At 70.4% G+C, this 23,815-nt stretch carries 21 protein-coding genes; 11 read left to right on the top strand and 10 right to left on the bottom strand.

All coding sequences use genetic code 11. The features are described from left to right. Positions 1-14 precede the first annotated feature (14 nt). Together OQ968_RS23125 and OQ968_RS23120 are read left to right on the top strand one after the other, a co-directional pair. A complete protein-coding gene (locus tag OQ968_RS23125) occupies positions 15-3,326 on the top strand; it encodes a DUF2126 domain-containing protein (protein ID WP_324681815.1) in 3,312 nt (1,103 codons plus the stop codon). After that, on the top strand, positions 3,326-5,980 hold the full coding sequence (locus OQ968_RS23120) for a circularly permuted type 2 ATP-grasp protein (protein ID WP_324681813.1): 2,655 nt from the start codon (positions 3,326-3,328) through the stop codon (positions 5,978-5,980). Before OQ968_RS23125 ends, OQ968_RS23120 begins: the two co-directional genes overlap by 1 nt. A gap of 145 nt (positions 5,981-6,125) precedes the next feature. Here the strand turns inward: OQ968_RS23120 and OQ968_RS23115 are convergent, their stop codons facing one another. Then, positions 6,126-7,172, bottom strand: coding sequence for a putative zinc-binding metallopeptidase (locus OQ968_RS23115; protein WP_324681811.1), 1,047 nt, complete (start codon positions 7,170-7,172; stop codon positions 6,126-6,128). Beyond that, the gene (locus OQ968_RS23110) at positions 7,165-8,145 is read right to left on the bottom strand and encodes a transglutaminase family protein (RefSeq protein ID WP_420715990.1); all 981 of its coding nucleotides are present in this window, start codon (positions 8,143-8,145) and stop codon (positions 7,165-7,167) included. Before OQ968_RS23110 ends, OQ968_RS23115 begins: the two co-directional genes overlap by 8 nt. Before the next feature lie 20 nt (positions 8,146-8,165). Here OQ968_RS23110 and OQ968_RS23105 point away from each other — a divergent pair, with 20 nt between their 5' ends. Next, positions 8,166-8,555 carry an MmcQ/YjbR family DNA-binding protein gene (locus OQ968_RS23105; protein ID WP_324681807.1) on the top strand — a complete coding sequence of 130 codons (390 nt, stop codon included), beginning with the start codon at positions 8,166-8,168 and terminating at the stop codon, positions 8,553-8,555. A gap of 3 nt (positions 8,556-8,558) precedes the next feature. Here the strand turns inward: OQ968_RS23105 and OQ968_RS23100 are convergent, their stop codons facing one another. From OQ968_RS23100 to OQ968_RS23090, 3 genes are all read right to left on the bottom strand, one after another. Beyond that, positions 8,559-9,614, bottom strand: coding sequence for an FUSC family protein (locus OQ968_RS23100; protein ID WP_324681805.1), 1,056 nt, complete (start codon positions 9,612-9,614; stop codon positions 8,559-8,561). A 22-nt stretch (positions 9,615-9,636) separates the two neighbouring features. Continuing rightward, on the bottom strand, positions 9,637-11,307 hold the full coding sequence (locus tag OQ968_RS23095; RefSeq protein WP_324681804.1) for a hypothetical protein: 1,671 nt from the start codon (positions 11,305-11,307) through the stop codon (positions 9,637-9,639). Between the two features lie 154 nt (positions 11,308-11,461). After that, on the bottom strand, positions 11,462-11,908 hold the full coding sequence (locus OQ968_RS23090) for a nitroreductase family deazaflavin-dependent oxidoreductase (protein WP_324681801.1): 447 nt from the start codon (positions 11,906-11,908) through the stop codon (positions 11,462-11,464). Positions 11,909-12,028: 120 nt separating this feature from the next. Between OQ968_RS23090 and OQ968_RS23085 the strand changes: the two genes are divergently transcribed. Continuing rightward, positions 12,029-12,340: a hypothetical protein gene (locus OQ968_RS23085; RefSeq protein ID WP_324681800.1), complete on the top strand. Its 312-nt coding sequence runs from the start codon at positions 12,029-12,031 to the stop codon at positions 12,338-12,340. Positions 12,341-12,364: 24 nt separating this feature from the next. On the opposite strand, the gene aspS is transcribed toward OQ968_RS23085, so the two are convergent. Next, positions 12,365-14,149 carry an aspartate--tRNA ligase gene (gene aspS, locus OQ968_RS23080; protein ID WP_324681799.1) on the bottom strand — a complete coding sequence of 595 codons (1,785 nt, stop codon included), beginning with the start codon at positions 14,147-14,149 and terminating at the stop codon, positions 12,365-12,367. A gap of 84 nt (positions 14,150-14,233) precedes the next feature. On the opposite strand from aspS, the gene OQ968_RS23075 reads away from it, so the two are divergent. The 4 genes from OQ968_RS23075 to OQ968_RS23060 are packed head-to-tail and all read left to right on the top strand — an operon-like array spanning position 14,234 to position 17,491. Beyond that, positions 14,234-15,175, top strand: coding sequence for an alpha/beta hydrolase (locus OQ968_RS23075; protein ID WP_324681798.1), 942 nt, complete (start codon positions 14,234-14,236; stop codon positions 15,173-15,175). Positions 15,176-15,188: 13 nt separating this feature from the next. Next, positions 15,189-16,076 carry an oxidoreductase gene (locus OQ968_RS23070; RefSeq protein WP_324681904.1) on the top strand — a complete coding sequence of 296 codons (888 nt, stop codon included), beginning with the start codon at positions 15,189-15,191 and terminating at the stop codon, positions 16,074-16,076. A 9-nt stretch (positions 16,077-16,085) separates the two neighbouring features. Continuing rightward, positions 16,086-16,589, top strand: a complete 504-nt coding sequence (locus OQ968_RS23065; protein ID WP_324681797.1) for an SRPBCC family protein — start codon at positions 16,086-16,088, stop codon at positions 16,587-16,589. A 23-nt stretch (positions 16,590-16,612) separates the two neighbouring features. Next, positions 16,613-17,491 carry a neutral zinc metallopeptidase gene (locus OQ968_RS23060; protein ID WP_324681796.1) on the top strand — a complete coding sequence of 293 codons (879 nt, stop codon included), beginning with the start codon at positions 16,613-16,615 and terminating at the stop codon, positions 17,489-17,491. On the opposite strand, the gene OQ968_RS23055 is transcribed toward OQ968_RS23060, so the two are convergent. Both OQ968_RS23055 and OQ968_RS23050 read right to left on the bottom strand, forming a co-directional pair. Continuing rightward, positions 17,488-18,366 carry a dihydrodipicolinate synthase family protein gene (locus OQ968_RS23055; protein ID WP_324681795.1) on the bottom strand — a complete coding sequence of 293 codons (879 nt, stop codon included), beginning with the start codon at positions 18,364-18,366 and terminating at the stop codon, positions 17,488-17,490. The two genes, OQ968_RS23060 and OQ968_RS23055, sit on opposite strands and share 4 nt — an antisense overlap. A gap of 13 nt (positions 18,367-18,379) precedes the next feature. Then, positions 18,380-19,165 (bottom strand): aldolase, encoded by a 786-nt coding sequence (locus OQ968_RS23050; protein WP_324681794.1) that lies wholly within the window; start codon positions 19,163-19,165, stop codon positions 18,380-18,382. A gap of 51 nt (positions 19,166-19,216) precedes the next feature. Between OQ968_RS23050 and OQ968_RS23045 the strand changes: the two genes are divergently transcribed. Next, complete coding sequence (locus OQ968_RS23045; protein WP_324681792.1) at positions 19,217-19,738, top strand: XRE family transcriptional regulator; 522 nt, start codon at positions 19,217-19,219, stop codon at positions 19,736-19,738. 3 nt (positions 19,739-19,741) lie between these two features. Here the strand turns inward: OQ968_RS23045 and OQ968_RS23040 are convergent, their stop codons facing one another. After that, positions 19,742-20,173: a hypothetical protein gene (locus OQ968_RS23040; RefSeq protein ID WP_324681791.1), complete on the bottom strand. Its 432-nt coding sequence runs from the start codon at positions 20,171-20,173 to the stop codon at positions 19,742-19,744. Between the two features lie 62 nt (positions 20,174-20,235). Here OQ968_RS23040 and OQ968_RS23035 point away from each other — a divergent pair, with 62 nt between their 5' ends. Beyond that, a complete protein-coding gene (locus tag OQ968_RS23035; RefSeq protein WP_324681789.1) occupies positions 20,236-21,081 on the top strand; it encodes a patatin-like phospholipase family protein in 846 nt (281 codons plus the stop codon). 42 nt (positions 21,082-21,123) lie between these two features. Beyond that, a complete protein-coding gene (locus tag OQ968_RS23030) occupies positions 21,124-22,695 on the top strand; it encodes a metallophosphoesterase family protein (RefSeq protein ID WP_324681788.1) in 1,572 nt (523 codons plus the stop codon). On the opposite strand, the gene OQ968_RS23025 is transcribed toward OQ968_RS23030, so the two are convergent. Continuing rightward, positions 22,692-23,720, bottom strand: coding sequence for an Rv2578c family radical SAM protein (locus OQ968_RS23025; RefSeq protein WP_324681787.1), 1,029 nt, complete (start codon positions 23,718-23,720; stop codon positions 22,692-22,694). The two genes, OQ968_RS23030 and OQ968_RS23025, sit on opposite strands and share 4 nt — an antisense overlap. Positions 23,721-23,815: the final 95 nt, after the last annotated feature.

Raw genomic sequence — 23,815 nt, 5'->3', positions numbered from 1 at the left:
TCCAATCAGCGGTTATGGGTATCAAAGTGGCGCTGGAGCACCGCACCAGCTACACCTTTGATCGACCGGTGCAGGTGTATCCGCACGTGGTGCGGTTGCGCCCGGCGCCGCACTCCCGCACGCCCATCGAGGCCTACTCGCTGCGCGTCAAGCCGGCCGACCACTTCATCAACTGGCAACAGGACGCGGTGGGCAATTTCCTTGCCCGGCTTGTGTTTCCGAGTCCCATGCGCCGGCTGACCATCACCGTCGGCCTCATCGCCGACCTGAAGGTGATCAACCCGTTCGACTTCTTCATCGAGGACTGGGCCGAGACGTGGCCGGCCGGGGGGTTGGCCTACCCCAAACCGCTGGCCGCGGACCTCGAGCCGTACCTGCGGCCCGTCGACGAAGACGGCGCGGGACCGGGCGAGCTGGTGCGGGCCTGGGTGGACAACTTCTCGGTTCCCGACGGCACCCGCACCATCGACTTCCTGGTGGCGCTCAACCGGGCGATCAACGCCGACGTCGGCTACAGCGTGCGGATGGAACCCGGTGTGCAGACACCGGATTCGACGCTGCGCTGCGGCGTCGGCTCCTGCCGCGACTCGGCGTGGCTGCTGGTGTCGATCCTGCGCCGGTTCGGCCTGGCCGCGAGGTTCGTGTCCGGCTACCTGGTGCAGCTGGCCTCCGACGTCGAGGCGCTCGACGGGCCGTCGGGGCCGGCCGCCGACTTCACCGACCTGCACGCGTGGGCCGAGGTGTACATCCCCGGCGCGGGCTGGATCGGGCTGGATCCGACGTCGGGCCTGTTCGCCGGGGAGGGGCACATCCCGCTGGCGGCCACCCCGCATCCCGCCACCGCGGCGCCCATCAGCGGCGGCACCGAACCCTGCGAATCGGTGCTGGAGTTCTCCAACACCGTGACCCGCGTGCACGAGGACCCGCGCGTCACGCTGCCCTACACCGACGAGGCCTGGCGGGCCATCTGTGAGGTCGGCCGCCGCGTCGACGAGCGGCTGGCCGCCGGCGACGTGCGGCTGACCGTCGGCGGCGAACCCACCTTCGTGTCGGTGGACAACAAATCCGACGAGGAGTGGACGACGGCCGCCGACGGCCCGGACAAGCGCGCGCGGGCCTCCGAGCTGGCCGCCCGGCTGAAGGCGGCGTGGGCGCCCGGCGGGCTGATCCAGCGCGGGCAGGGCAGGTGGTATCCGGGAGAGCCGTTGCCACGCTGGCAGATTGCGCTGTACTGGCGCACCGACGGACGGCCGCTGTGGACCGACGAGACGCTGCTGGCTGACCCCTGGGCCGGCGATCCGAAAGCCGCGGCCGCCGACGGCGAGGCGGCCTACAAGCTGCTCGCCGGCGTGGCCGAGGGCCTGGGGCTGCCGCTGTCCCAGGTGCGGGCGGCCTACGAGGACCCGCTGGCCCGGCTGGCGGCCAAGGTCCGCCTGCCCGACGGCGACCCGGTGGCCGCGAGCGACGACCCTGCCTCCGACACCGCCGCCGGCCGCGCCGCGCTGCTGGCGCGCCTCGACGAAACCGCCACCGCCCCGGCCGCTTTCGTGCTGCCGCTGCACCGCCGCGACGACGGCTCGGGCTGGGCCAGCGCCGACTGGCGGCTGCGCCGCGGGCGCATCGTGCTGCTCGAGGGCGACTCGCCGGCGGGCCTGCGGCTGCCGCTGGATTCGATCAGCTGGACGCCGCCCCGCGCGACGTTCGACGCCGATCCTCTCGCTGTCGACGGCGTTCTGTCGACGGAGTCGACAGACGCCGTGGTGACCGCCCCCGACTCCGCCCCGCCGACGGCGATGGTCGCCGAGGTCCGCGACGGGCTGCTGCACGTCTTCGTGCCGCCCACCGAGGCGCTGGAGCACTTCGTCGACCTCATCGCGCGGGTCGAGGCCGCGGCCGCGCAGGCCAACTGCCCCGTCGTGATCGAGGGCTACGGGCCGCCGCCGGATCCGCGACTGGCCTCGACGACGATCGCGCCCGACCCCGGGGTCATCGAGGTCAACGTCGCGCCGACGGCCAGTTTCGCCGAGCAGCACCGGCAACTGGAAACCCTTTACGAGCAGGCCCGGCTGGCCCGGCTGGCCACCGAGTCGTTCGACGTCGACGGCAGCCACGGCGGCACCGGCGGGGGCAACCACATCACGCTCGGCGGCGTCACGCCCGCGGACTCGCCGCTGCTGCGCCGCCCCGACCTGCTGGTCTCGCTGCTGACCTACTGGCAGCGGCACCCGTCGCTGTCCTATCTGTTCGCCGGGCGCTTCGTCGGCACCACGTCGCAGGCGCCCCGCGTCGACGAGGGCCGCGACGAGTCGCTCTACGAGCTCGAGATCGCGTTCGCGGAGATCGCGCGTCTCTCGGCGGGCGGCGCGCCCAAACCGTGGGTGACCGACCGCGCGCTGCGCCACCTGCTGACCGACATCACCGGGAACACGCACCGCGCCGAGTTCTGCATCGACAAGCTCTACAGCCCCGACAGCCCCCGCGGCCGGCTCGGCCTGCTGGAGCTGCGCGGCTTCGAGATGCCGCCGCACCTGCGCATGGCGATGGTGCAGTCGCTGCTGGTGCGCTCGCTGGTGGCGTGGTTCTGGGACGAGCCGCTGCGCGCGCCGCTGATCCGCCACGGCGCCAACCTGCACGGCCGATACCTGTTGCCGCACTTCCTGATTCACGACATCGCCGACGTCGCCGCCGACCTGCGCGCGCACGGCATCGCCTTCGAGACCAGCTGGCTGGACCCGTTCACCGAGTTCCGCTTCCCGCGCATCGGCACCGCCGTCTTCGACGGCGTGGAGATCGAGCTGCGCGGGGCAATCGAGCCGTGGAACACCCTCGGCGAGGAGGCCACCGCGACGGGCACCGCCCGCTACGTCGACTCGTCGGTCGAACGCGTCCAGATCCGCATCATCGGCGCCGACCGCGACCGTTATCTGGTGACGTGCAACGGCTATCCGGTGCCGCTGCTGGCCACCGACAAGCCCGACATCCACGTCGGCGGGGTGCGGTTCAAGGCCTGGCAGCCGCCCAGCGCGCTGCACCCGACCATCACCACCGACGTCCCGCTGCGGTTCGAGCTCGTCGACCTCGCCACCGGGACGTCGCGCGGCGGGTGCACCTACCACGTCGCCCATCCCGGTGGGCGCGCCTACGACGAGCCACCCGTCAACGCCGTCGAGGCCGAGTCGCGGCGCGCCCGCCGCTTCGAGGCGACCGGCTTCACCCCGGGCCGGCTCGACCTGTCCGCCCTTCGGGAAAGGCAGGCCCGGATATCCACCGACATCGGCGCGCCGGGCATCCTCGACCTGCGGCGCGTGCGTACCGTGCAGCAGTAATGGCATCCCCGGATTTCCTGACGGTCACCCCCACAACTGGGGCCCGCTACGACGCCGACCGGCTGCTGGCCGGGTACCAGACCGCGCGGGCGCAGGAGGCGCTGTTCGACCTGCGCCACGGCCCGGGGATCGGCCCCCAGGTCGGGTACGACGAATTCGTCGACGACGACGGCAACGTGCGCCCGGCCTGGGCCGAGCTGGCCGACACCGTCGCCGAGCGCGGCCGGGCCGGACTCAACCAGCTGCGCTCGCTGGTGCGCAGCCTGATCGACAACGACGGCATCACCTACACCGAGGTCGATCCCGGCCGCGACGGGCACGGCCTGGAGCCCAGGCCCTGGAGCCTGGACACGCTGCCCGTCGTGCTCTCGCCGGCGGATTGGGAGGTGCTCGAGGCCGGGCTGGTGCAGCGGTCGCGCCTGCTGGACGCCGTGCTCGCCGATCTCTACGGGCCCCGCAGCCTGCTCACCGACGGGGCGCTTCCGGCGGAGCTGGTGTTCGCCCATCCCGGCTACGTGCGCGCCGCCACCGGCATCGAAGTGCCCGGGCGCCACCAGCTTTTCATGCACGCCTGCGATGTCAGCCGGCTGGGCGACGGCAGCTTTCAGGTCAACGCCGACTGGACGCAGGCCCCGTCGGGCGCCGGCTACGCGCTGGCCGACCGGCGCGTCATCGCCCACGCGATCCCCGACCTCTACGAGCGGATCGCGCCGCGGCCGACCACCCCGTTCGCGCAGGCGCTGCGGCTGGCGCTGATCGACGCGGCGCCCGACGTCGCCCAGGACCCCGTGGTGGTGGTGCTGTCCCCGGGCATCTACTCGGAGACCGCGTTCGATCAGGCGTATCTGGCCACGCTGCTTGGCTTTCCGCTGGTGGAAAGCGCGGATCTGGTGGTCCGGGACGGCAAGCTGTGGATGCGCTCGCTGGGCACGCTCAAGCAGGTCGACGTGGTGCTGCGCCGGGTCGACGCGGTCTACACCGACCCGCTGGACCTGCGCGCCGATTCCAGGCTGGGCGTCGTCGGGTTGGTGGAGGCGCAACACCGCGGGACGGTGACCGTGGTCAACACCCTGGGCAGCGGCATCCTGGAAAGCCCTGGGCTGCTGCGCTTTCTGCCCGAGCTGGCCGAGCGACTGCTCGGCGAGGCCCCGCTGTTGCGCACCGCGCCGGTCTACTGGGGCGGCATCGCCGCCGAACGCTCGCATCTGCTGGCCAACCTGTCGTCGCTGTTGATCAAGTCCACGGTCGGCGGGAAAACCCTTGTTGGGCCGACGCTTTCGTCGACCCAGCTGACCGAGTTGGCCGCCCGGATCGAGGACATGCCGTGGCAGTGGGTCGGCCAGGAGCTGCCGCAGTTCTCGTCGGCCCCGACCGACCATGCCGGCGCGCTGTCGTCGGCCGGCATCGGGATGCGGCTTTTCACCGTCGCCCAGCGCAGCGGCTACGCCCCGATGATCGGCGGCGTCGGCTACGTGCTGGCCCCCGGGCCCGCCGCCTACACGCTGAAAACTGTTGCGGCAAAAGACGTCTGGGTGCGCCCGACCGAGCGGGCCCGGGCCGAGGCGGTCACGCTACCGGTGGTGGAGCCGCCGGTGAAGACCGCCGCGGGCACCTGGGCGGTGAGCTCGCCGCGGGTGCTGTCCGACCTGTTCTGGATGGGCCGCTACGGCGAGCGGGCGGAGAACATGGCCCGGCTGCTGATCGTCGCCCGCGACCGCTTCCACGTCTACCGACACCAGCAGGACGCCGAGGAAAGCGAATGCGTGCCGGTGCTGATGGCCGCGCTGGGCCGCATCACCGGGACCGACACCGGCGCCGACAACGACCACGCCGAGATGATCGCCATCGCCCCCTCGACGCTGTGGTCGCTGACCGTGGACGCCGACCGGTCGGGCTCTCTGGTCCAGTCGGTGGAGGGGCTGGCGCTGGCCGCCAGGGCGGTGCGCGACCAGTTGTCCAACGACACCTGGATGGTGCTGGCCGGGGTGGAGCGCGCGCTGGCGCACCGGGCCGATCCGCCGCAGTCGCTGGCCCGCGCCGACACCGCGCTGGCGTCGGCGCATTCGCAGACGCTGGCCGGGATGCTAACGCTGGCGGGCATCGCCGGCGAGTCGATGGTGCGCGACGTGGGCTGGACGATGATGGACATCGGCAAGCGCATCGAGCGCGGCCTGTGGCTGACGGCGCTGCTGGGGGCCACGCTGACCACGGTCCGCGGCGCCGCCGCCGAGCAGACCATCATCGAGTCCACGCTGGTCGCGTGCGAGTCCTCGGTCATCTACCGGCGCCGCACGGTCGGCAAGGTCAGCGTCGCCGCGGTGACCGAGCTGATGCTGTTCGACGCGCAAAACCCGCGCTCGCTGCTCTACCAGCTGGAGCGGCTGCGCGCCGACCTCAAGGACCTGCCCGGGTCATCGGGGTCGTCGCGCCCGGAGCGGATGGTCGACGAGATCGGAACGCTGTTGCGCCGGTCGCATCCCGCCGAGCTGGAGGAGATCACCGACGGCCGTCGCGCCGAGCTGGCCGACCTGCTCGCCGCGGTACATGCCGCGCTGCGCGATCTGGCCGAGGTCATCACCGAGACGCAGCTCGCCCTGCCGATTGGCATCCAGCCGCTGTGGGGCGGCGACGTGCGGCGGATGATGCCGGCCTGAGCAGCTAGCCAGCCACGCCCGCAGATCGAGTGTGAACTCACGGCTTTCAGTGTGAACTCACGGCTTTCGGCGTGAACACACGGCGGGATCTTCCCGCGATTTTCCCGCCCTGGATGCACTCTCGAAACCCACGATTCACACTCGATCATGCCGAAACGCCGCGCAGCTCCGAGGTCACCTCGTCGATCACGGTGTGGATGAACTGCATCTTCTCCAGCACCGCCGCCGGCAGCACGAAGGGATACAGGTCGTCGTGGCCCATCGACCGGTTCACCATGTTCAGCGACCACGACAGCGGCAGCCACATCTCGATGATGTTCCGAAATGCGCTGGGGCCCAAGGCCGGCCGGTCGAAGGTCGCCGACGCCGGCGCCAGGCCGCACCAGGCGCAGGTGTCCAGGGTGTCGCGGATGTGCAGGTAGTGGGCGAACGTCTCGGCCCAGTCCTCGGCGGCATGCATGGTCGCATACGACGACACGAAGCTTTCCTGCCAACCCTGCGGCGCGCCCTCGCTGTAATGCCGGTCCAGCGCCTCCTGATAGTCGGCGTCGGGATCGCCGAACAGCTCGTTGAACCGCGCCAGGTAGTCGCTCGACGGGGTGATCAGCCGGTAGAAGTAGTAGTGCCCGACCTCGTGGCGGAAGTGGCCGAGCAGGGTACGGTACGGCTCCTCCATCTCGACTCGCAGCTGTTCGCGGTGCACGTCGTCGCCCTCTGCCAAGTCGATTGTGATGACCCCATTGTCGTGACCGGTCAGCACCTTCTCGTGCGCGCTGGACAGCAGGCGAAAGCCCAGGCCGTAGTCGGCATCCCGGTCGCGCCCCACGATCGGCAGCTTCATCTCGTACAGCTCGGCGACCAGCCGCCGCTTGGCCGCCTCCGCGCGGGCGAACGCGGCCAGCCCGTCGGCGTCGTTGTCGTTGGGCCGTTCCAGGGTCAGCGCGCACGACGTGCAAAGGCCGCCGGGGCCGTTGATCGGGACCAGCCAATTGCATTCGGCGAGATGACGATTGGCGCACAGCTCGTAGTCGCTGGCGCAGACGAAGCCGGGCTTGTCGCCCTCCTCGCCGGTGGTGATCACCAGCAGCGCCATGTTGTCCAGCGAGAACCCCAGCGCGCTGCCGCACGCCAGGCAGGTGGAGTTCTCGAACGTCAGGCGTTGGCCGCAGTTGGGGCAGTGAAAGTCACGCATCCAGCTCATCGCCTTCGAACGGCACCACGTCGACCGCGACGTCGATCACGCTGGTCTCCGCGTTGGTGTAGATGATGCCGCGCAACGGCGGCACGTCGGCGTAGTCGCGGCCCCGCCCCACCACGATGTAGCGCTGGTCGACCATCTGGTCGTTGGTGGGGTCGAGCCCCAGCCATTCGAACTCGCCGGGCTCCCGCGGCGTCCACACCGAGGCCCAGGCGTGGGTGGCGTCGATACCGATCATCCGATCCTTTCCCGGCGGCGGGTCGGTGGCCAGATAGCCCGACACGTAACACGCCGCCAGACCATTGGCCCGCAGGCAGGCGATCGCCAGCCTCGCGAAGTCTTGGCATACCCCTTCCCGGGCCGCCAGAACCTCCTTGACCCCGGTGGAGATCGTCGTCGACCCCGACCGGTAGGTGAAGTCGGTGAAGATGCGCGACGCGAGGTCGCGCAGCACGTCGACCAGCGGACGCCCCGGCACGAAGCTGGGCGCCGCGTACTCGCGCACCTCGCCGGTGATCTCGGGCGGATCGAGGTCCAGGGTGAACTCGGTCGCGAGCGCGCCCCCCGGCCCGGCCGGCCGGGCCTCCTCCCACGGGCGCACCGCCGGGCCGCTGGTGTAGATCTCGGGTGCCAGCGGATACACATCGACGATGGAGTCGCTGGTGATGGTCAGGGTGTGGTGCGGCTCGGTGACGTGGAAATAGGAGCTGATGTTGCCGTAGGCGTCGGGGCTGGTGGAGATGTCGGCGGGCGCGGGATCGATGTCCAGCCGGTGCGCGACGCAACGCTGCCGCAGCGAGTCCCGCGGCGTGAGGAAACCCCGGCCGTAGGAGCTGGTCACCACGTCGGAGTAGCGGTACTCGGTGCGGTGCGTGACCCGATGGCGGCGGGTGACCGGGGCCTGCACTTCGGACGACAACCGCCCACCTCCTGACGTCTCCGGCCGATACGACACCAAGCGCACCATATCCGGAGCACAATCGAGGTGTGGCCACGTGGGACGACGTCGCCCGCATCGTTGGTGAGCTGCCACTCACCTCCGAGCAGTCACCGCACGACTGGCGGGTCGGCAAGAAATTGCTGGCGTGGGAGCGGCCGCTGCGCCCGTCCGACCGCGAAGCGCTGGAGGCCGGCGGCGTGCAGCCACCCGAGGGCGACATCCTCGGCGTCCGGGTTTCCGACGAGGGCGTCAAGTTCGCGCTGATCGCCGACGAGCCGGGCATCTACTTCACCACCCCGCACTTCGACGGCTATCCGGCGGTGCTGGTCCGGTTGGCCGAGATCGAGGTCCGCGGCCTCGAGGAGCTGATCACCGAGGCCTGGCTGACACAGGCGCCCAAGAAGCTGGTTCAGGAGTTTTTGACCGGCTCGTTCTGAGCCTCACTGCCGAAGATCGATGACCCGCTGCAGGTCGTCCAGGCAGGCCTGGACGACGTCGGCGAGCACCACCTCGGTCCGCTCGCGGGCGCCGGCGTGCAGTGTTGACGCGTGACGGCGCGCGGCGGCCGCGTAGGCGCACGCCCCGGCGGGATCCGAGTCGGCGAGCGCCGTGGCCGACGCGAGGTCGACCAGCACGGCCGGCACGGCCGGCGGGAGCTCGGCGCGGCGGCCCTCGTCGGCGGGCGCGACGGCGCGCGCCAGCTGCAGCACCGAGCCGGCGAGCAGGGCCACATGCACGCCCTGGTGGTCGGCGGCCCGCACGGCGTCGCGCGGCCCCCACCGGCGCGGCGCCGTCCGCACGATGAGGCGGGCGGTGGTGCGGGCCTGGACCAGGCCACCCAGCCGCTCGTGCACCCGGTCGACGGCCGACAGCGGCCAGTCCTCGGTGGGGGCTTCGCGGCCGGAGGCGATGTCGGCGCTGCGGGACAGCACCCCGCGCAGCGTCCCCAGCACCGCGACGCGCGCGCTGCGCAGCACCTGCAACGGGTCGGCCGGGAACAGCAGCACGGCGAAGACGATGGCCAGGCCCCCGCCGATCAGCGCGTCGTAGATGCGCTCGAAGCCGACGCCGCTGCGGAACAGGGCCAGCACCAGGATCGCCGACACGACGGTCTGGTTGGCGAACATCATTCCCTGGCCGATGTAGCCCTGCCCGATGAACACCGCGACCAGCAGCGCGATCAGCGCTGCGACCGCGATGGGGACGGCCCCGGGCCCGAGCAGCCCCTGCACCGCGGTGCCCACCCCGATGCCCAGGGTGACGCCGATCATCATCTGGATGGCGCGCTGGGCGCGCAGCACGTTGCTGACCGACAACGACACCGCGGCGGCGATCGGCGCGAAGAACGGCTGCGGATGCGACAGCAGGTCGTGGGTGATGTACCAGGCCAGGCCCGCGGCCACCGAGGTCTGCAGCAGCGTGAACCACACGCCGCGCACTCGTTTCAGGCCCGCCAGCGCGGCGGTGTACACAGCGGACGGCCGCGCGAAGCTCATCAGGCTTACTTACCGTTCCTGATTACTGAGCAGGAGTGAGTCCTGTGCGGCCCGAACGGTGTTGGCCGCTGGCGGTGGGTGTTGTCCGATGGACCGGCACGCCTCGTTGTCGTAGTGGGCGTGGCGGTGAGGCGGAACTACGGCACCGTCGTGATGTGGTGCCCGGCTGACGGTCAGGTCTGCCCGGTGAAGTGCCCACACTCGTCCGCTGTCGAGTGCGGGGTCCCGCCGGCCGCCGCCTAATCGCCAAGCCCAGCCCACGTCGCCCGATCGCGACCGCCGCCCCATGATGGACGGTCACGACGGCCGGGTCGGAAGTCTGTTGTTGTAAGGGTGTGCGCCAGTGCTGGGCACCCCAGCGGCTGGTGTAGGCCGCATCCACCCCGATGATCGCGATCCCCTCGCGCGCGGCCATACCGGTTAGCCGGCTTCGAAACTTTCCGGTGGGCATGCCAGCGACGGTGCGGCGCAATCGTTTCCCGCGCCCTGCGCGCCCCAAAGTCTCCCGCCCGGTAGCGCGCGCGTCGGCGAAATCGAGGTTTTCCACCACGATCGCCGAGCAATTCTGCCGGTTGGCCAGGTCGAGCAGCATACTGATCGCAGCACGGACCCGCCCGTCGCGCCGTGATGCTTTGAGCCCCGCGGTATCAACGGCGATGGTGACGGGTTCACCGATCGGATTGCCCGACGAGTCGAGCACACAAGCGGCCAGATGATCGGCATTGAGGTCCACACCCAGCACCGGCCCGGCCCGCGCGGCGTCGAGCTCGGGCATCGGCGCGGGGCTGGTGGCCCACGATGCGTCCAAATACCAACGCCGACGACCGGGGTCATAGCTGATGTCGTAGCGCACCGCTTGTCGCGTCGCGATCCGGGCCCCCCATTCGGCGCCGCGGTGGCTGAACCGCACCGGCACGGCAATCACCAGATGGGCGCCCAATTCGTCAGCCAGGGCGCCGGGCACCTTGATGCGCAGCCGGCCCGCGGCGTCGACGCGGATGGTCTCATTGCCACCGGCCTTGCCCGACTCGCCGTCGGCGGTCAACAACATGCGCGCCGCATCCCACTTGCCACGCCACTGCTGCACGGTCATGTCAGCGGCGTCAAGGTGGTTACGGTTGCGCCACAATCGTTTCCCACCCACGGTGACCGACGGGCGACCCGCCGCCAACGCCTCCTCAGCGGCGGCCAACCGGGTGCGCAACACCGCCAGACGGCGGGTCTTGGCGAACCGCTCAGCGGCATTGCCATACCCACGACGCCGGCGACGCCGTGATCGACCGCCGGTGTCGGCGACCGGGGCGAGTTCGCCGGGACGCAACATGCACCGAGCCTCGAGCACCTCGACCGCGGCGCGCAGATCGCCGACCTGGGCGACCAAACCGCGCAGCCCCAACTGGTACTGATCCTCCACCGCCCGGGTGATCGCTCCCGCCCACCGCGACGACGACACTGCCGTCAGCGCCCGCTTACGCTCCGCGCGCCACACCGCCTGGGCCTTGGGATCCAAACGACCCAACCGGATCCGCCCGGCCAGCTCACCGCGATACACCGAACCCAACAGCCCACCCACCGCGGCCAACGCCTCGGCCTCACCGGTCGTGGGATGAATCCGGGTCCGGATCCGCACACCCGTCGGCGCGCTCGCCACCACCGGATCCCCGATCCGCCGCAGCACCCGCCCACCAGCCACGGACCACATCCTGGCAGCCACCACCGACATCAGCGCTGATCGCCACGCCGACACCACTAACCACCACGCAGTATCAATCACTTCCGGTCACTATCCCGCCAGCAGATGACAACCCGACCGCGCGCGGCGCCGCTCGGCCTAGCCCCCCGCCGCACTAGGTCCTTTGCAGCTCGAACAGCGGGAGCACCCGGGTGGTCTTCGACTGGTACTCCGCGAAGCCCGGCGCCGCGGCGGCGACCTTGTCGAAGAGCGCGTCGCGCTCGGCCGCCGGCAGCTCGCGCGCGGTCACGTCGTACTCGGCTATCCCCGCTTCCGAGCCGACCTCGACGTGCGCCCGCGGGTTGGCCCGCAGGTTGTGCACCCACGCCGGGTTGACGGGGGCGCCGGCGAACGACCCGATGACGATCAGCTTGCCGTCGATGCGGAAATACGCCAGCGGCGACGTTCGGGGCCGGCCGGACTTGGCGCCCGTCGTGGTGAGCAGCAGCAGGTTGGCGTTGGCGAATTGGCCGCCGACCTTTCCGCCGTTGGCGCGGAACTCGTCGACGATTCCGTTGTTGAACGTGTTGATGGTGGCGGTGTCCGGGATCCCTTGGGTCATGCCTGGTCAACCCCCTTGGGCTTGGCGTCTATTCCGGAAAGTGTCCATTTTGGCGCTCCCGGTTGCTCCTAGTCGATGAACGCAGCCCAACACGGGCCGCGACGACCTGAGGAGATCACCATGAAGAACACCACCCGGGCTCGCTTTCGGTACGCCGCCACGCTGTTCGGCGCGCTGGCCTTTGTCGCGTTGGCCCCGGCCACCGCGTACGCCGAGCCCAACGGGCCCACCGGCCCGAGCGGCGGGTGCCACTACACCGACCCGGACGGCTACGACATCCCGATCGACGAGGGCCAGGGCGTCATCGTCGGCGGCAAGCTGGTCACGTGCACCAACGGCACAGTGGTTGTCACCCCCGCGCCGGCCCGCACGAACCCCCACCGGCCGATCGCACCGCCCAATCAAGCGCCGGTGCTGACCCGGAAAGCATAAGCCGCGCAAGCACACCGAACCCGATCACTGACCCGGCTTGACGTCGATTCCGGACTCCTTGCGCTGCTGGGCGGTGATCGGGGCCGGGGCGTCGGTGAGCGGGTCGACCCCGCCGCCGGTCTTCGGGAAGGCGATCACGTCACGGATCGAGTCCGCGCCGGCGAGCACCGCGATGGTCCGGTCCCAGCCGAATGCGATCCCGCCGTGCGGCGGCGCGCCAAACGTGAAGGCCTCCAACAGGAATCCGAACTTCTCCTCGGCCTCGGCCTTGTCCAGGCCCATCACCGCGAACACCCGTTCCTGGATGTCGCGGCGGTGGATACGGATGGAGCCGCCGCCGATCTCGTTGCCGTTGCAGACGATGTCGTAGGCGTCGGCCAGCACGCTGCCGGGATCGCTGTCCAGCGCGTCCTCCTGCCCCGGCTTGGGCGCGGTGAAGGCGTGATGCACCGCGGTCCACGCCCCCGAGCCCACCGCCACGTCACCTGCGGCCGTCGCCTCGTCGACGGGCTCGAACAGCGGCGGGTCGACGACCCACACGAACGCCCACGCGTTCGGGTCGATCATGCCGAGCCGGGCGGCGATCTCGTCGCGGGCGGCGCCCAGCAGCGCCCGCGAGGATTTCGGCGGGCCCGCCGAGAAGAAGATGCAGTCCCCCGGCTTGGCGCCGACGTGCGCGGCCAGGCCGTCGCGTTCGCGCTCGCTGAGGTTCTTGGCCACCGGGCCGCCCAGCTCGCCCCCGGAAGCCTCGTCGCCGACCAGCACGTAGGCCAGCCCGCGGTGCCCGCGCTGCTTGGCCCACTCCTGCCAGCCGTCCAGCGTGCGGCGCGGCTGCGACGCCCCGCCGGGCATCACCACCGCGCCCACGTACGGCGCCTGGAAGACGCGAAACGTGGTGTCGGAGAAGAACTCCGTGCACTCGACGAGCTCCAGGCCGAACCGCATGTCGGGCTTGTCGGTGCCGAATCGGCGCATCGCGTCGGCGTAGGTGATCCGCGGGATCGGGGTGGGCAGCTTGTAGCCGATCAGCTCCCACAGCGCGGCCAGGATCTCCTCGGAGATCTCGATGATGTCCTCGGCGTCGACGAAGCTCATCTCCATGTCGAGCTGGGTGAACTCGGGCTGGCGGTCGGCGCGGAAGTCCTCGTCGCGGTAGCAGCGGGCGATCTGGTAGTAGCGCTCCATCCCGGCCACCATCAGCAACTGCTTGAACAGCTGCGGGCTCTGCGGCAGCGCGTAGAACGAACCCGGGTGCAGCCGGGCCGGCACCAGGAAGTCGCGCGCCCCCTCCGGCGTCGAGCGGGTGATCGTCGGGGTCTCGATCTCGACGAAATCATGCCGCGCCAGCACGTCACGCGCGGCGGCATTCACCTTGGAGCGCAACCGAATCGCCGCGGCCGGGCCGTCGCGGCGCAGGTCGAGGTAGCGGTATTTCAGCCGCAGCTCCTCGCCGGCGGGCTCGTCGAGCTGGAACGGCAGCGGCGCGCTCTCACCGAGCACGGTCAGCGAGCTCGCGTTGACCTCGATCTCGCCCGTCGCGATCTCCGGGTTGGCGTTGCCCTCGGGCCGGATCTCGACCACCCCGGTGACCGCGATGCAGAACTCGGCGCGCAGCCGGTGCGCCTGGGCCAGCGCCTGCCCTTCCTGCAAGGCGGCGCGGAACACCACCTGCGCGACACCGGACGCGTCCCGCAGGTCGATGAAGATGACGCCCCCGTGATCGCGGCGGCGGGCCACCCAACCGGCCAACGTCACCTGCTGGCCGGCGTCGCGAGCCCGTAGCGAACCAGCGGCGTGGCTGCGCAGCACGAAATACTCCCCTTTGGCCGATTTGAACGACTGCCCAGTCTAGAGTGCTTGGGCGACGTCGCCGCCGACGGATCAGGAGTGCCCGTGACCACTTATGCGTTCGACCCGGAAATCGCCGCGGTGGTTCCCCTCCTGCCCGATCTCCCGGGCAACGACCCGTTGGCCATCCGGGCGGCGCTGGCGGAGATGATCGCCCAGTTCCCGCCGCCGGACACCACCGGGGTGCATATCGAGGACCGCCAAATCCCGGGCCGCGAAGGCGATCCCGCGGTGCCGATCCGCATCTACCGGCCCGAACGGGCCGGTGCTCCGGCGGCGATATACCACGTCCACGGGGGCGGGTTCATCGCCGGCGATCTCGACACCGAACACGCCTCCAACGTCACGCTGGCACGCGAGCTCGGCGCGGTCGTGGTGTCGGTCGACTACCGGCTCGCACCGGAAACCCCGTTCCCCGGTGGGCTCGAAGACGTCTACGCCGGGCTGGTCTGGACGGCGGCGCACGCGGACGAATTGGGCATCGACCCGCAGCGCATCGCCATTCAGGGCACCAGCGCCGGGGGTGGCCTGGGCGCCGCGCTGGCGCTGCTGGCCCGCGACCGCGGCGGCCCGCACATCGCCTTCCAGTTCCTTTCGGTGCCCGAACTCGACGACCGCCTGGCCACCGCGAGCATGACCGCGTTCACCGACACCCCGCTGTGGAGTCGCCCGCGGGCGATCGTCAGCTGGGACTGCTACCTGGGCCCCGGCCGCGCCGGCGGTGAGGACGTGTCGATCTATGCCGCGCCGGCTCGCGCCACCGACCTGGCCGGCCTGCCGCCCGCCTACGTTTCGGTCATGCACTTCGACCCCCTGCGCGACGAGGGCGTCGCCTACGCGCTGGCCATGCTCGCCGCGGGCGTGACCGTCGAATTGCATTTGTTCCCAGGCACTTTCCACGGCTCGATGTTGATCCGGGATGCGGCGATCTCGAAGCGCGAGCAGGCCGAAACGATCGCGGTGCTGCGCCAGGCGCTCGCGCTCTAGTAATTTCGGACCCATCGCCATCAACATCGCACTCGTCGGTCCCGGCGCCGTCGGCACGACGGTCGCCGCCCTGCTGCACAAGGCCGGGCATTCCGTTCTGGTGTGCGGCCGCACACCCAGGGACGCCATCGAGCTGCGGCCCGACGGCGGGGATCCCATCGTGGTGCCCGGCCCGGTGCGAACCGATCCCGGCGAGGTCTCCGGCTCCGTCGACCTGGTGATCCTGGCGGTCAAGGCCACCCAGAACGACGACGCGGCCGGCTGGCTGGCGCGGCTGTGCGACGAACACACCGTCGTCGCCGTGCTGCAGAACGGCGTCGAGCAGGTCGAGCAGGTCAAGCCGCACTGCCCGTCGTCGCCCGTGATCCCCGGCATCGTGTGGTATTCGGCGGAGACCCAGCCCGACGGCTGGGTGCGGCTGCGCGGGGAGGCCGCGCTGGTGCTGCCCAGCGGGCCCGAGGCCGAGACGGTCGCCGAGCTGCTGCGCGGCGCGGGCTGCCGGGTGGATTGCGACCCCGACTTCCTCACCGCGGCCTGGCGGAAGCTGCTCGTCAACGCGCTGGCCGGGTTCATGGCGCTGTCCGGGCGGCGCTCCGGGATGTTCCGCCGCGACGACGTCGCGGCGCTGTCGCGCCGCTATGTCGCCGAATGCCTGGCCGTCGCGCGGGCCGAGGGCGCCCGGTTGCCCGACGGCGTGGTCGACGAGTTCGTCGAGATGTTCCGTCACGTCCCCGAGGACATGGGCACGTCGATGCTGGCCGACCGGGAGAATCACCGGCGGCTGGAATGGGACATCCGCAACGGGGTGATCATCCGCAAGGCCCGCGCCCACGGCCTGCCGACGCCGATCAGCGACGTCGTGGTGCCGCTACTGGCGGCGGCGAGCGACGGCCCGGGTTAGATTCGAGCCATGCACCCCTGCGAGCGCGTGGACGTGGGCTTCGCCGAGACCGCGCCATTCCGATTCCGCAACAGTGTCGACCTCGCCATCACGCCCGAGCAGCTGTTCGAGGTGCTCGCCGACGCCGAGTCCTGGCCGCGCTGGGCCCCGGTGATCACCAAGGTGACCTGGACCAGTCCCGAGCCGCGCGGAGTGGGCACCACCCGCATCGTCGAGATGCGCGGCGGGATCGTCGGCGACGAGGAGTTCATCGCGTGGGAACCGTTCACCCACATGGCATTCCGGTTCAACGAGTGCTCGACACGGTCGGTCGCCGCGTTCGCCGAGGATTACCGGGTCGAGGCCATCCCGGGCGGCTGCCGGCTGACGTGGACCATGGCGCAGCAGCCCGCCGGCCCGGCGCGGCTGGCGATGTTCGCCGTCGGGCCGCTGCTGAACCTGGCGCTGCGCCGGTTCCTGCGTAACCTGCGTAGCTATACCGACGCCCGGTTCGGCGCGACCCGGCAACATTAGGCCGGCAACACTAGGAGCGTGCGATGACCTTCAACGAGGGCATGCAGATCGACACCAGCACCGCGTCGTCGTCCGGCGGGGGCGGCATGGGGATGGCCATCGGGGGCGGCGGCGTCGGGCTGCTGATCCTGATCGGCGCCCTGCTGTTGGGCGTCGATCCCGGCCGCGTGCTCAACTCCCAGCAGATGAACACCGGCGGCTACTCGGCGCCCGGGTTCGACCTGAGCCAGTGCAAGACCGGCGCCGACGCCAACAAGTACGTGCAGTGCCGCGTGGTCGCCACCGGGAACTCGGTCGACGCGGTGTGGCATCAGCTGCTGCAGGGCTACACCCGCCCGCGGGTGCGGCTGTTCAGCGACCAGGTGAGCACCGGTTGCGGAATGGCGACCACCGACGTCGGGCCGTTCTACTGCCCGGTGGACCAGACCGCGTACTTCGACACCACCTTCTTCCAGGATGTGCTCGTCAGGCAACTGCATTCCAGCAACGGGGCTTTCGCGCAGGAATACGTCGTCGCCCACGAGTACGGCCATCATGTGCAGAACCTCCAAGGGGTGCTGGGCCGCGCCCAGCAGGGCGCCAAGGGCGCCGGCGGCGGCGGCGTGCGCACCGAGTTGCAGGCCGACTGCTACGCGGGCATCTGGGCGCACTACGCCTCGACCGTCAAGCAGCAGGACGGCACCCCATTCCTGAATCCGTTGAGCGATCAGGACATTGCCGACGCGCTGTCGGCCGCCGCCTCGGTCGGCGACGACCGCATCCAGAGGCAATCAACCGGGCGGGTCAACCCCGAAAGCTGGACGCACGGATCGGCCGCGGAGCGGCAGCATTGGTTCACCGTCGGGTACCAGACCGGTGACCCGAAGCAGTGCGACACCTTCCACGCCGCCGACTTGGGCTAGGCGAGCAGGCGTTGCAGCTCGGCGCGCCCTTGGTCGTCGAGCGGCAGCAGCGGCGCACGCGGGTCGCCGACCGGGAAACCGAGCAGGTCGAGGCCGGCCTTGACGGTAGTGGCCAGCCCGCCCGCGACGATGAACTCCAGCAGCGGCTTGAGGTCGTCGTAGAGGGCCTGCGCCTTGTCGAGGTCGCCCGCGCGCACCGCCTCGTACAGCTCGATGCACGGTTGCGGCCGCAAACACGGTGCGGCCGTGCACCATCCGGAGGCCCCGGCCTTCAGCGCGTCGAGCACCAGCGGGTTGCTGCCGTTGTAGAAGGGCAGCCGGCCGCCGGACAGTTCGGTGATGCGCTGCATCCGGGTCAGGTCGCCGGTGGACTCCTTGACCATGGTCACGTTGTCGATGGTCTCGAACATGTCGACCAGTAGCTCGGGCCGCATGTCCACGCCGCTGGTGGCCGGGTTGTTGTAGGCCATGATCGGGATTTCGATGGCGTCGCCGATGCTGCGGTAGTGCTGCACGATCTCGCGCTCGCTGAGCTTCCAGTAGGACACCGGCAGGATCATCACCGCGTCCGCGCCGGCGCGCTGCGCGTACTGCGCGCGCCGGATGGTCTTGGCGGTGGTCACGTCCGACACGCCCACGACGACGGGCACCCGGCCGGCGACCGTGCCGATCGTGGTGTCGACGACGGTGTCGAATTCGGGCTCCTCGAGGTAGGCCAACTCGCCGGTGCTGCCCAGCGGGGCGATCGCGTGCACGCCGGCGGACACGAGCCAGTCGACCAGCGCGCCAAGCCGTTTGGTGTCAACACCATTCGGGCCGCTCGCGGCCGAAAACGGGGTCACCGGGTAGGCGATGATGCCGTGGATCTCGGGCACGGGGCTCCTTGTCTTAGCTCGTCAGCGCGTCGGGGTGGCACGCCAGGGCGCGGCGGGCGTAGTAGGCGAAGTTGGCCCGGCTGCGCTCGGGCCGCAGCGTCCAGTCGTGGGCCTCACGGGCCAGCGGCTCGGGCAGTTCCTTGACCGTGCCGGCGGCCATCGCGGCCAGTTGCAGTTTCGCGGCGCGCTCGATCAGGACGCCCAACGAGCACGCCTCCTCGATGCTGGCGCCGGCGATCACGTGGCCGTGATGCGCCAACAGCACCGCCTTCTTGTCGCCGAGCGCCGCGGTGATGATCTCCCCCTCCTCGTTGCCGACGGGCACGCCCGGCCATTCGGGGAGGAACGCGCAGTCGTCGTACAGGGGCGTGGTGTCCATGTGCGAGACCACCAGCGGAACCTCCAGCATGGACAGCGCCGCCACGTGGAAGGCGTGGGTGTGCACGATGCACTGCACGTCGGGCCGGGCGCGGTAGATCCAGCTGTGAAACCTGTTGGCGGGGTTCGCCATTCCGTCGCCGTCGAGCACGTTGAGGTCCTCGTCGACCAGCAGCAGGTTGGCGTCGGTGATCTCGTCGAACCCGAGGCCCAGCCGCTGCGTGTAGTAGGTCCCGGGCTGCTCGGCACGGGCGGTGATCTGCCCGGCCAGCCCCGAGTCGTGCCCCGCGTCGAACAGGGCGCGGCACGTCAGCGCCAGTTTTTGCCGGGTGGTCAATTGCGAGTCCGCGATGTTGGCCGCCAGCCGTTCCTGCGCGCGGCGCATCAACTCGGACTTCGAATCCGCGAATGTACTGGACATATGACACAATAGTAGACCATTGGAAACCTTGTGTCATGGGAGGCACCCTCAGTGACAGCATTGCTGCGCGCCGTCCGCCGACAACGCGGCCTCACCCTGGACCAACTCGCCGGGCAGACCGGGCTGACTAAAAGCTATCTGTCCAAGATCGAACGCCGGCAGAGCACACCGTCGATCGCGGTAGCCCTGAAGGTCGCGCGGGCGCTCGATGTCGATGTCGGGCGGCTGTTCTCCGACGAGGCGGCCGAGGAGAAGATCACCGTCGACCGCGCGGCCGGCGGCGCCGACGGCGAGCGTTACCGGGTGCTGGCATCCGCACTGCTCGGAAAGTCCATGTCGCCGTTCGTGGTTCGGCCGACCAGCCGCGGCGCCGACGATCCGCATCCCGAGCATTCGGGTCAGGAGTTCGTGTTCGTGCACGCCGGGCGCGTCGAACTGGACTACGGCGACGAGACCATCGCGCTCGGCGCCGGTGACAGCGCCTACTTCGACGCGTCGGTCAGCCACAAGATCCGGGCGGTCGGAGACGAACGGGCGGAGGTCGTCGTCGTCGCCCAGACCGCGCCGCGCTAGCGCCTACCCGGGCGGCCGGCAGGTGACGGTGGTGGTCGCGTCCTGCTGCGCGACCACCTGGCCGTCCACGGCGACCTCGCAGTGGAATGAGGCCGGGCCATTGCCCGAATCCGGCCAATGCAGCATGCCGCTGGCGCTGACGCTCGCATTGGCCGGGTTCGCCAAGGTGACGGTGTAGGTGACCGGCGTTCCACCGCTGAGCGGGGCCTGGACGCTGGTCATGAACTTCGACGGGTCCGCGTTGTAGGCGGCCTGGCTGGGCGGATCGGCATTCACGTAGTTGACCGTGGCGGTCAGATTGTTGGGGCTCGACACGGTGTAGGTCACCTGATGGCCGGGCGGATCCGCAAATGAGGTCGCGGGCGTGACGGCCACCGCTGCTGCCGCAAACGCTGCCGCGGCGACCACGCCGGTCACATATCGCACGTTCGTCATATCGAAAACGCTACCGGATTCGTTACGCGCGCATCCGCGGCGAAAGTCCCTACGATGCATCTGTGCCCACGGCATTCGTGTTGTCCGGCGGCGCCAGCCTCGGTGCGGTCCATGTGGGCATGCTGCTCGCGCTCGCCGACGCGGGAGAACGCCCAGACCTGGTCGTCGGCACGTCGGTCGGCGCGGTCAACGGCGGGTGGATCGCGTCGCGGCCCGACCTCCCCGGGATCAGGGGACTGGCCGACCTGTGGATGTCGTTGTCGCGGCGGGCCATATTCCCCGCCCACCCGGTCGCCGGGGCGCTGGGCATGCTCGGCCGCCGGTCGCACCTGGTTCCCAACACCGGCTTGCGACGCATGCTGGCCGACAACCTGGAGTTCACCCGGCTCGAGGATGCGCCGATCCCCCTGCACGTGGTGGCGACCGACGTGATCTCCGGCACCGACGTCCTGCTGTCCTCCGGGAACGCGGTGGACGCGATCGCCGCCAGCGCCGCCATCCCGGGCGTGTTCCCACCGGTGCGGGTCGACGGGCGCGACCTGATGGACGGCGGCGTCGTGAACAACACCCCGATTTCCCACGCCGTCGCGCTCGGCGCCGACCGGGTCTGGGTGCTGCCGACCGGCTACTCGTGCGATCTGCCGGCGGCACCGAAGACCGCGGTGAACATGGCGCTGCACGCCATGACGCTGGCCGTCAACCATCGCCTGGCCGTCGACGTCGAGCGCTTCGAGCGGGCGGTCGACCTGCGCGTGATCCGGCCGCTGTGCCCGATCGCCACCTCCGGAGCCGACTTCTCCCACGCGGCGACACTCATCGAGCGGTCGCACGCGGCGACCCGCGAGTGGCTGGCCGCGCACCCCCCGTCCACCGGCCAGGCCGGGCTGCTCGAACCACACCGCCACTAACGCCGTTAGCTTCGGGTTGCCCGGCTCCGGTATGAAGCTTGCATGAGCAACGACCCCGGGCCCGGCATCAGCCGCCGTCGGTTGCTCACCTCGACCGCGGCCTCCGCGGTCCTCGGCGGCGTCGGGGTCGGCGGGGCCGCGCTGCTGTGGTCGCACCCGCGGGGCCCTGCGGTGTGGCGGCAGCCGGACCGCAACGGCGCACCGCCGGTGGTCGGGCTGCACCTGCAGTTCGGCAGGAACGCCGGCACCGAGGTGGTGGTCTCGTGGCACACCACCGACGCCGTCCGCAATCCGCGCGTGATGCTGGGCACGCCGGGGGCGGGTTTCGGTCGCACCGTGACGGCCGAGACCCGGACCTATCGGGATGGCAAGTCCAACACCGAGGTTCGCGTGAACCACGCCCGCCTGACGAACCTCACCCCGGACACCGACTACGTCTACGCCGCGGTGCACGACGGCGCCGAGCCGGAAACCGGAACGGTGCGGACCGGGCCGGTGGGGCGAAAACCGCTGCGCTTCACCAGCTTCGGCGACCAGTCCACTCCGATGCTGCACCGGTTGCCGAACGGCAACTACGGCACCGACAACATCGGCTCGCCCGCGGCCGCCGACACCACGCTGGCGATCGAACGGCTCGGCCCGCTGTTCAACCTGGTCAACGGCGACCTGTGCTACGCCAACCTGGCGCAGGACCGTATCCGCACCTGGTCGGACTGGTTCGAGAACAACACCCGCTCGGCGCGCTACCGGCCGTGGATGCCGGCTGCGGGCAACCACGAGAACGAATTGGGCAACGGGCCAATCGGTTACGGCGCGTATCAAACGTACTTCCAGGTGCCCGACTCGGGATCGAGTCCGGAGGTCCGCGGGCTGTGGTACTCGTTCACCGCCGGATCGGTGCGGGTGATCAGCCTCAACAACGACGACGTCGCCTTCCAGGACGGCGGCAACTCCTACGTGCACGGTTACTCGGGTGGGGAGCAAAAGCGCTGGCTCGCGGGCGAACTCGCGGCGGCCCGGCGCGACCCCGACATCGACTGGGTGGTCGTCTGCATGCATCAGACGGCGATCTCCACCGCCGACCGCACCAACGGCGCCGACCTCGGCATCCGCGAGGAGTGGCTGCCGTTGTTCGACCAGTATCAGGTCGATCTGGTGCTGTGCGGCCACGAGCACCACTACGAACGCTCGCATCCGCTGCGCGGAACGCTGGGCACCGACACCCGGACACCGCGGCCCGTCGACACCCGTGCGGAGCTCATCGACGCGACCCGGGGAACGGTGCACCTCGTCATCGGCGGGGGCGGCACCTCCGCGCCGTCCAACGGCATGTTCTTCCCGCAGCCGCTGTGCCGGGTGCTGACCGGGGTCGGCGCGTTCGACCCCGGGATCGGGCGCAAGGCGCCAATCTACGTGATAGAGGATGCGCCGTGGTCGGCGTTTCGCGACCGCGAAAACCCTTACGGCTTCGTGGCTTTCGATGTCGATCCGGGCCGGCCCGGCGGCAACACCTCGATCAAGGCGACGCACTACGCGTTGCGGGGGCTGTTCGGCGCGGTCGTGGTGATCGACCAGTTCACCCTGACCAAGCCGCGCGGCGACAAGTCGGCCTAGAACAGCGTCGGCTGAAGGGGTTCCGGTGTCGGCACGGCCGTGGCGGCCCGCGGGAATGGGCGGTGATCGGGGGCCAGCCGGTGCTTGGCGATCAGCGGCGCGACCCGTTCGCGCAGCGTCTCGCGGTAGGCCGGCGGCAGGTAGGCGCGGCGCCGGTACAGGTCGCGATAGCGGCCGACCAGCTCGGGATGCGAGCGGGCCAGCCAGGACATGAACCAGCCACGAGTCGAGCCGCGCAGGTGCAGGCCGAAGACCGTCACGCCGGTGGCCCCGGCGGCCGCGATCTGACCGAGTAACTCGTCGAGGTGCTCGACGGAGTCGGTGAGATGCGGGAGCACCGGCGCGACCATCACATGGCAGTCCAGGCCCGCGTCGCGGATCGCGGAGATGAGACCCAGGCGCGCCTGCGGTGTCGGGGTGCCCGGCTCGACGTCGCGGTGCAGCTCGGGATCGGCCACCGCCAGCGACACCGCGACCGACACCGGAACCTGTTGGGCCGCATCGGCGATCAGCGGCAGGTCGCGGCGCAGCAGCGTGCCCTTGGTCAGGATCGACAGCGGTGTGCCGGATCCGGCGAGGGCGCCGATGATGCCGGGCATCAGCGCGTAGCGGCCCTCGGCCCGCTGGTAGGGATCGGTGTTGGTGCCCAGCGCGACGGTCTCGCGCCGCCACGACGGCCGGCGCAGCTCGCGGCGCAGCACCTCGGCGACGTTGGTCTTGACCACCACCTGGGTGTCGAAGTCGGTGCCGCAGTCGAAGTCCAGGTATTCGTGGCTGGGCCGCGCGAAACAGTAGCGGCACGCGTGCGAGCAGCCGCGGTAGCCGTTGACGGTGTAGCGGAACGGCAGCGCCGCCGCGTCCGGCACCTTGTTCAGTGCGGACTTGCACAGCACCTCGTGGAAGGTGATGCCCTCGAACTGCGGCGCGCGCACGGTGCGGACGAGGCCGATCCGCTGCAGCCCGGGCAGCGCCCCGTCGTCGACGGGTTGCCCGTTGACCGCGACGGCCTGGTTGGTCCACCGCATACGCCTATTCGAACAATAGTGCGGCTCCTCAGGTTGTTGTGGGTAGTTTGACCTGCAGTCCGCCGAGGCAGAGGTAGATCATCGAGGTCAGTGTT

Source organism: Mycobacterium sp. 663a-19, from assembly GCF_035616495.1.
Classification (GTDB): Bacteria; Actinomycetota; Actinomycetes; order Mycobacteriales; family Mycobacteriaceae; genus Mycobacterium.
Note: the sequence above shows the minus strand (reverse complement) of the source record. Positions and strands in the feature narration are given on the sequence as shown.

What these genes read in the sequence shown, in the direction of transcription:
- OQ968_RS23050 (WP_324681794.1), bottom strand. Translation starts at nt 19,165, where the DNA reads ATGTCCAGTACATTCGCGGATTCGAAGTCCGAGTTGATGCGCCGCGCG.
- OQ968_RS23120 (WP_324681813.1), top strand. Translation starts at nt 3,326, where the DNA reads ATGGCATCCCCGGATTTCCTGACGGTCACCCCCACAACTGGGGCCCGC.
- OQ968_RS23090 (WP_324681801.1), bottom strand. Translation starts at nt 11,908, where the DNA reads ATGACCCAAGGGATCCCGGACACCGCCACCATCAACACGTTCAACAAC.
- OQ968_RS23100 (WP_324681805.1), bottom strand. Translation starts at nt 9,614, where the DNA reads ATGAGCTTCGCGCGGCCGTCCGCTGTGTACACCGCCGCGCTGGCGGGC.
- OQ968_RS23115 (WP_324681811.1), bottom strand. Translation starts at nt 7,172, where the DNA reads ATGCGTGACTTTCACTGCCCCAACTGCGGCCAACGCCTGACGTTCGAG.
- OQ968_RS23060 (WP_324681796.1), top strand. Translation starts at nt 16,613, where the DNA reads ATGACCTTCAACGAGGGCATGCAGATCGACACCAGCACCGCGTCGTCG.
- OQ968_RS23025 (WP_324681787.1), bottom strand. Translation starts at nt 23,720, where the DNA reads ATGCGGTGGACCAACCAGGCCGTCGCGGTCAACGGGCAACCCGTCGAC.
- OQ968_RS23040 (WP_324681791.1), bottom strand. Translation starts at nt 20,173, where the DNA reads ATGACGAACGTGCGATATGTGACCGGCGTGGTCGCCGCGGCAGCGTTT.
- OQ968_RS23125 (WP_324681815.1), top strand. Translation starts at nt 15, where the DNA reads ATGGGTATCAAAGTGGCGCTGGAGCACCGCACCAGCTACACCTTTGAT.
- OQ968_RS23085 (WP_324681800.1), top strand. Translation starts at nt 12,029, where the DNA reads ATGAAGAACACCACCCGGGCTCGCTTTCGGTACGCCGCCACGCTGTTC.
- OQ968_RS23030 (WP_324681788.1), top strand. Translation starts at nt 21,124, where the DNA reads ATGAGCAACGACCCCGGGCCCGGCATCAGCCGCCGTCGGTTGCTCACC.
- OQ968_RS23065 (WP_324681797.1), top strand. Translation starts at nt 16,086, where the DNA reads ATGCACCCCTGCGAGCGCGTGGACGTGGGCTTCGCCGAGACCGCGCCA.
- OQ968_RS23110 (WP_420715990.1), bottom strand. Translation starts at nt 8,145, where the DNA reads ATGGTGCGCTTGGTGTCGTATCGGCCGGAGACGTCAGGAGGTGGGCGG.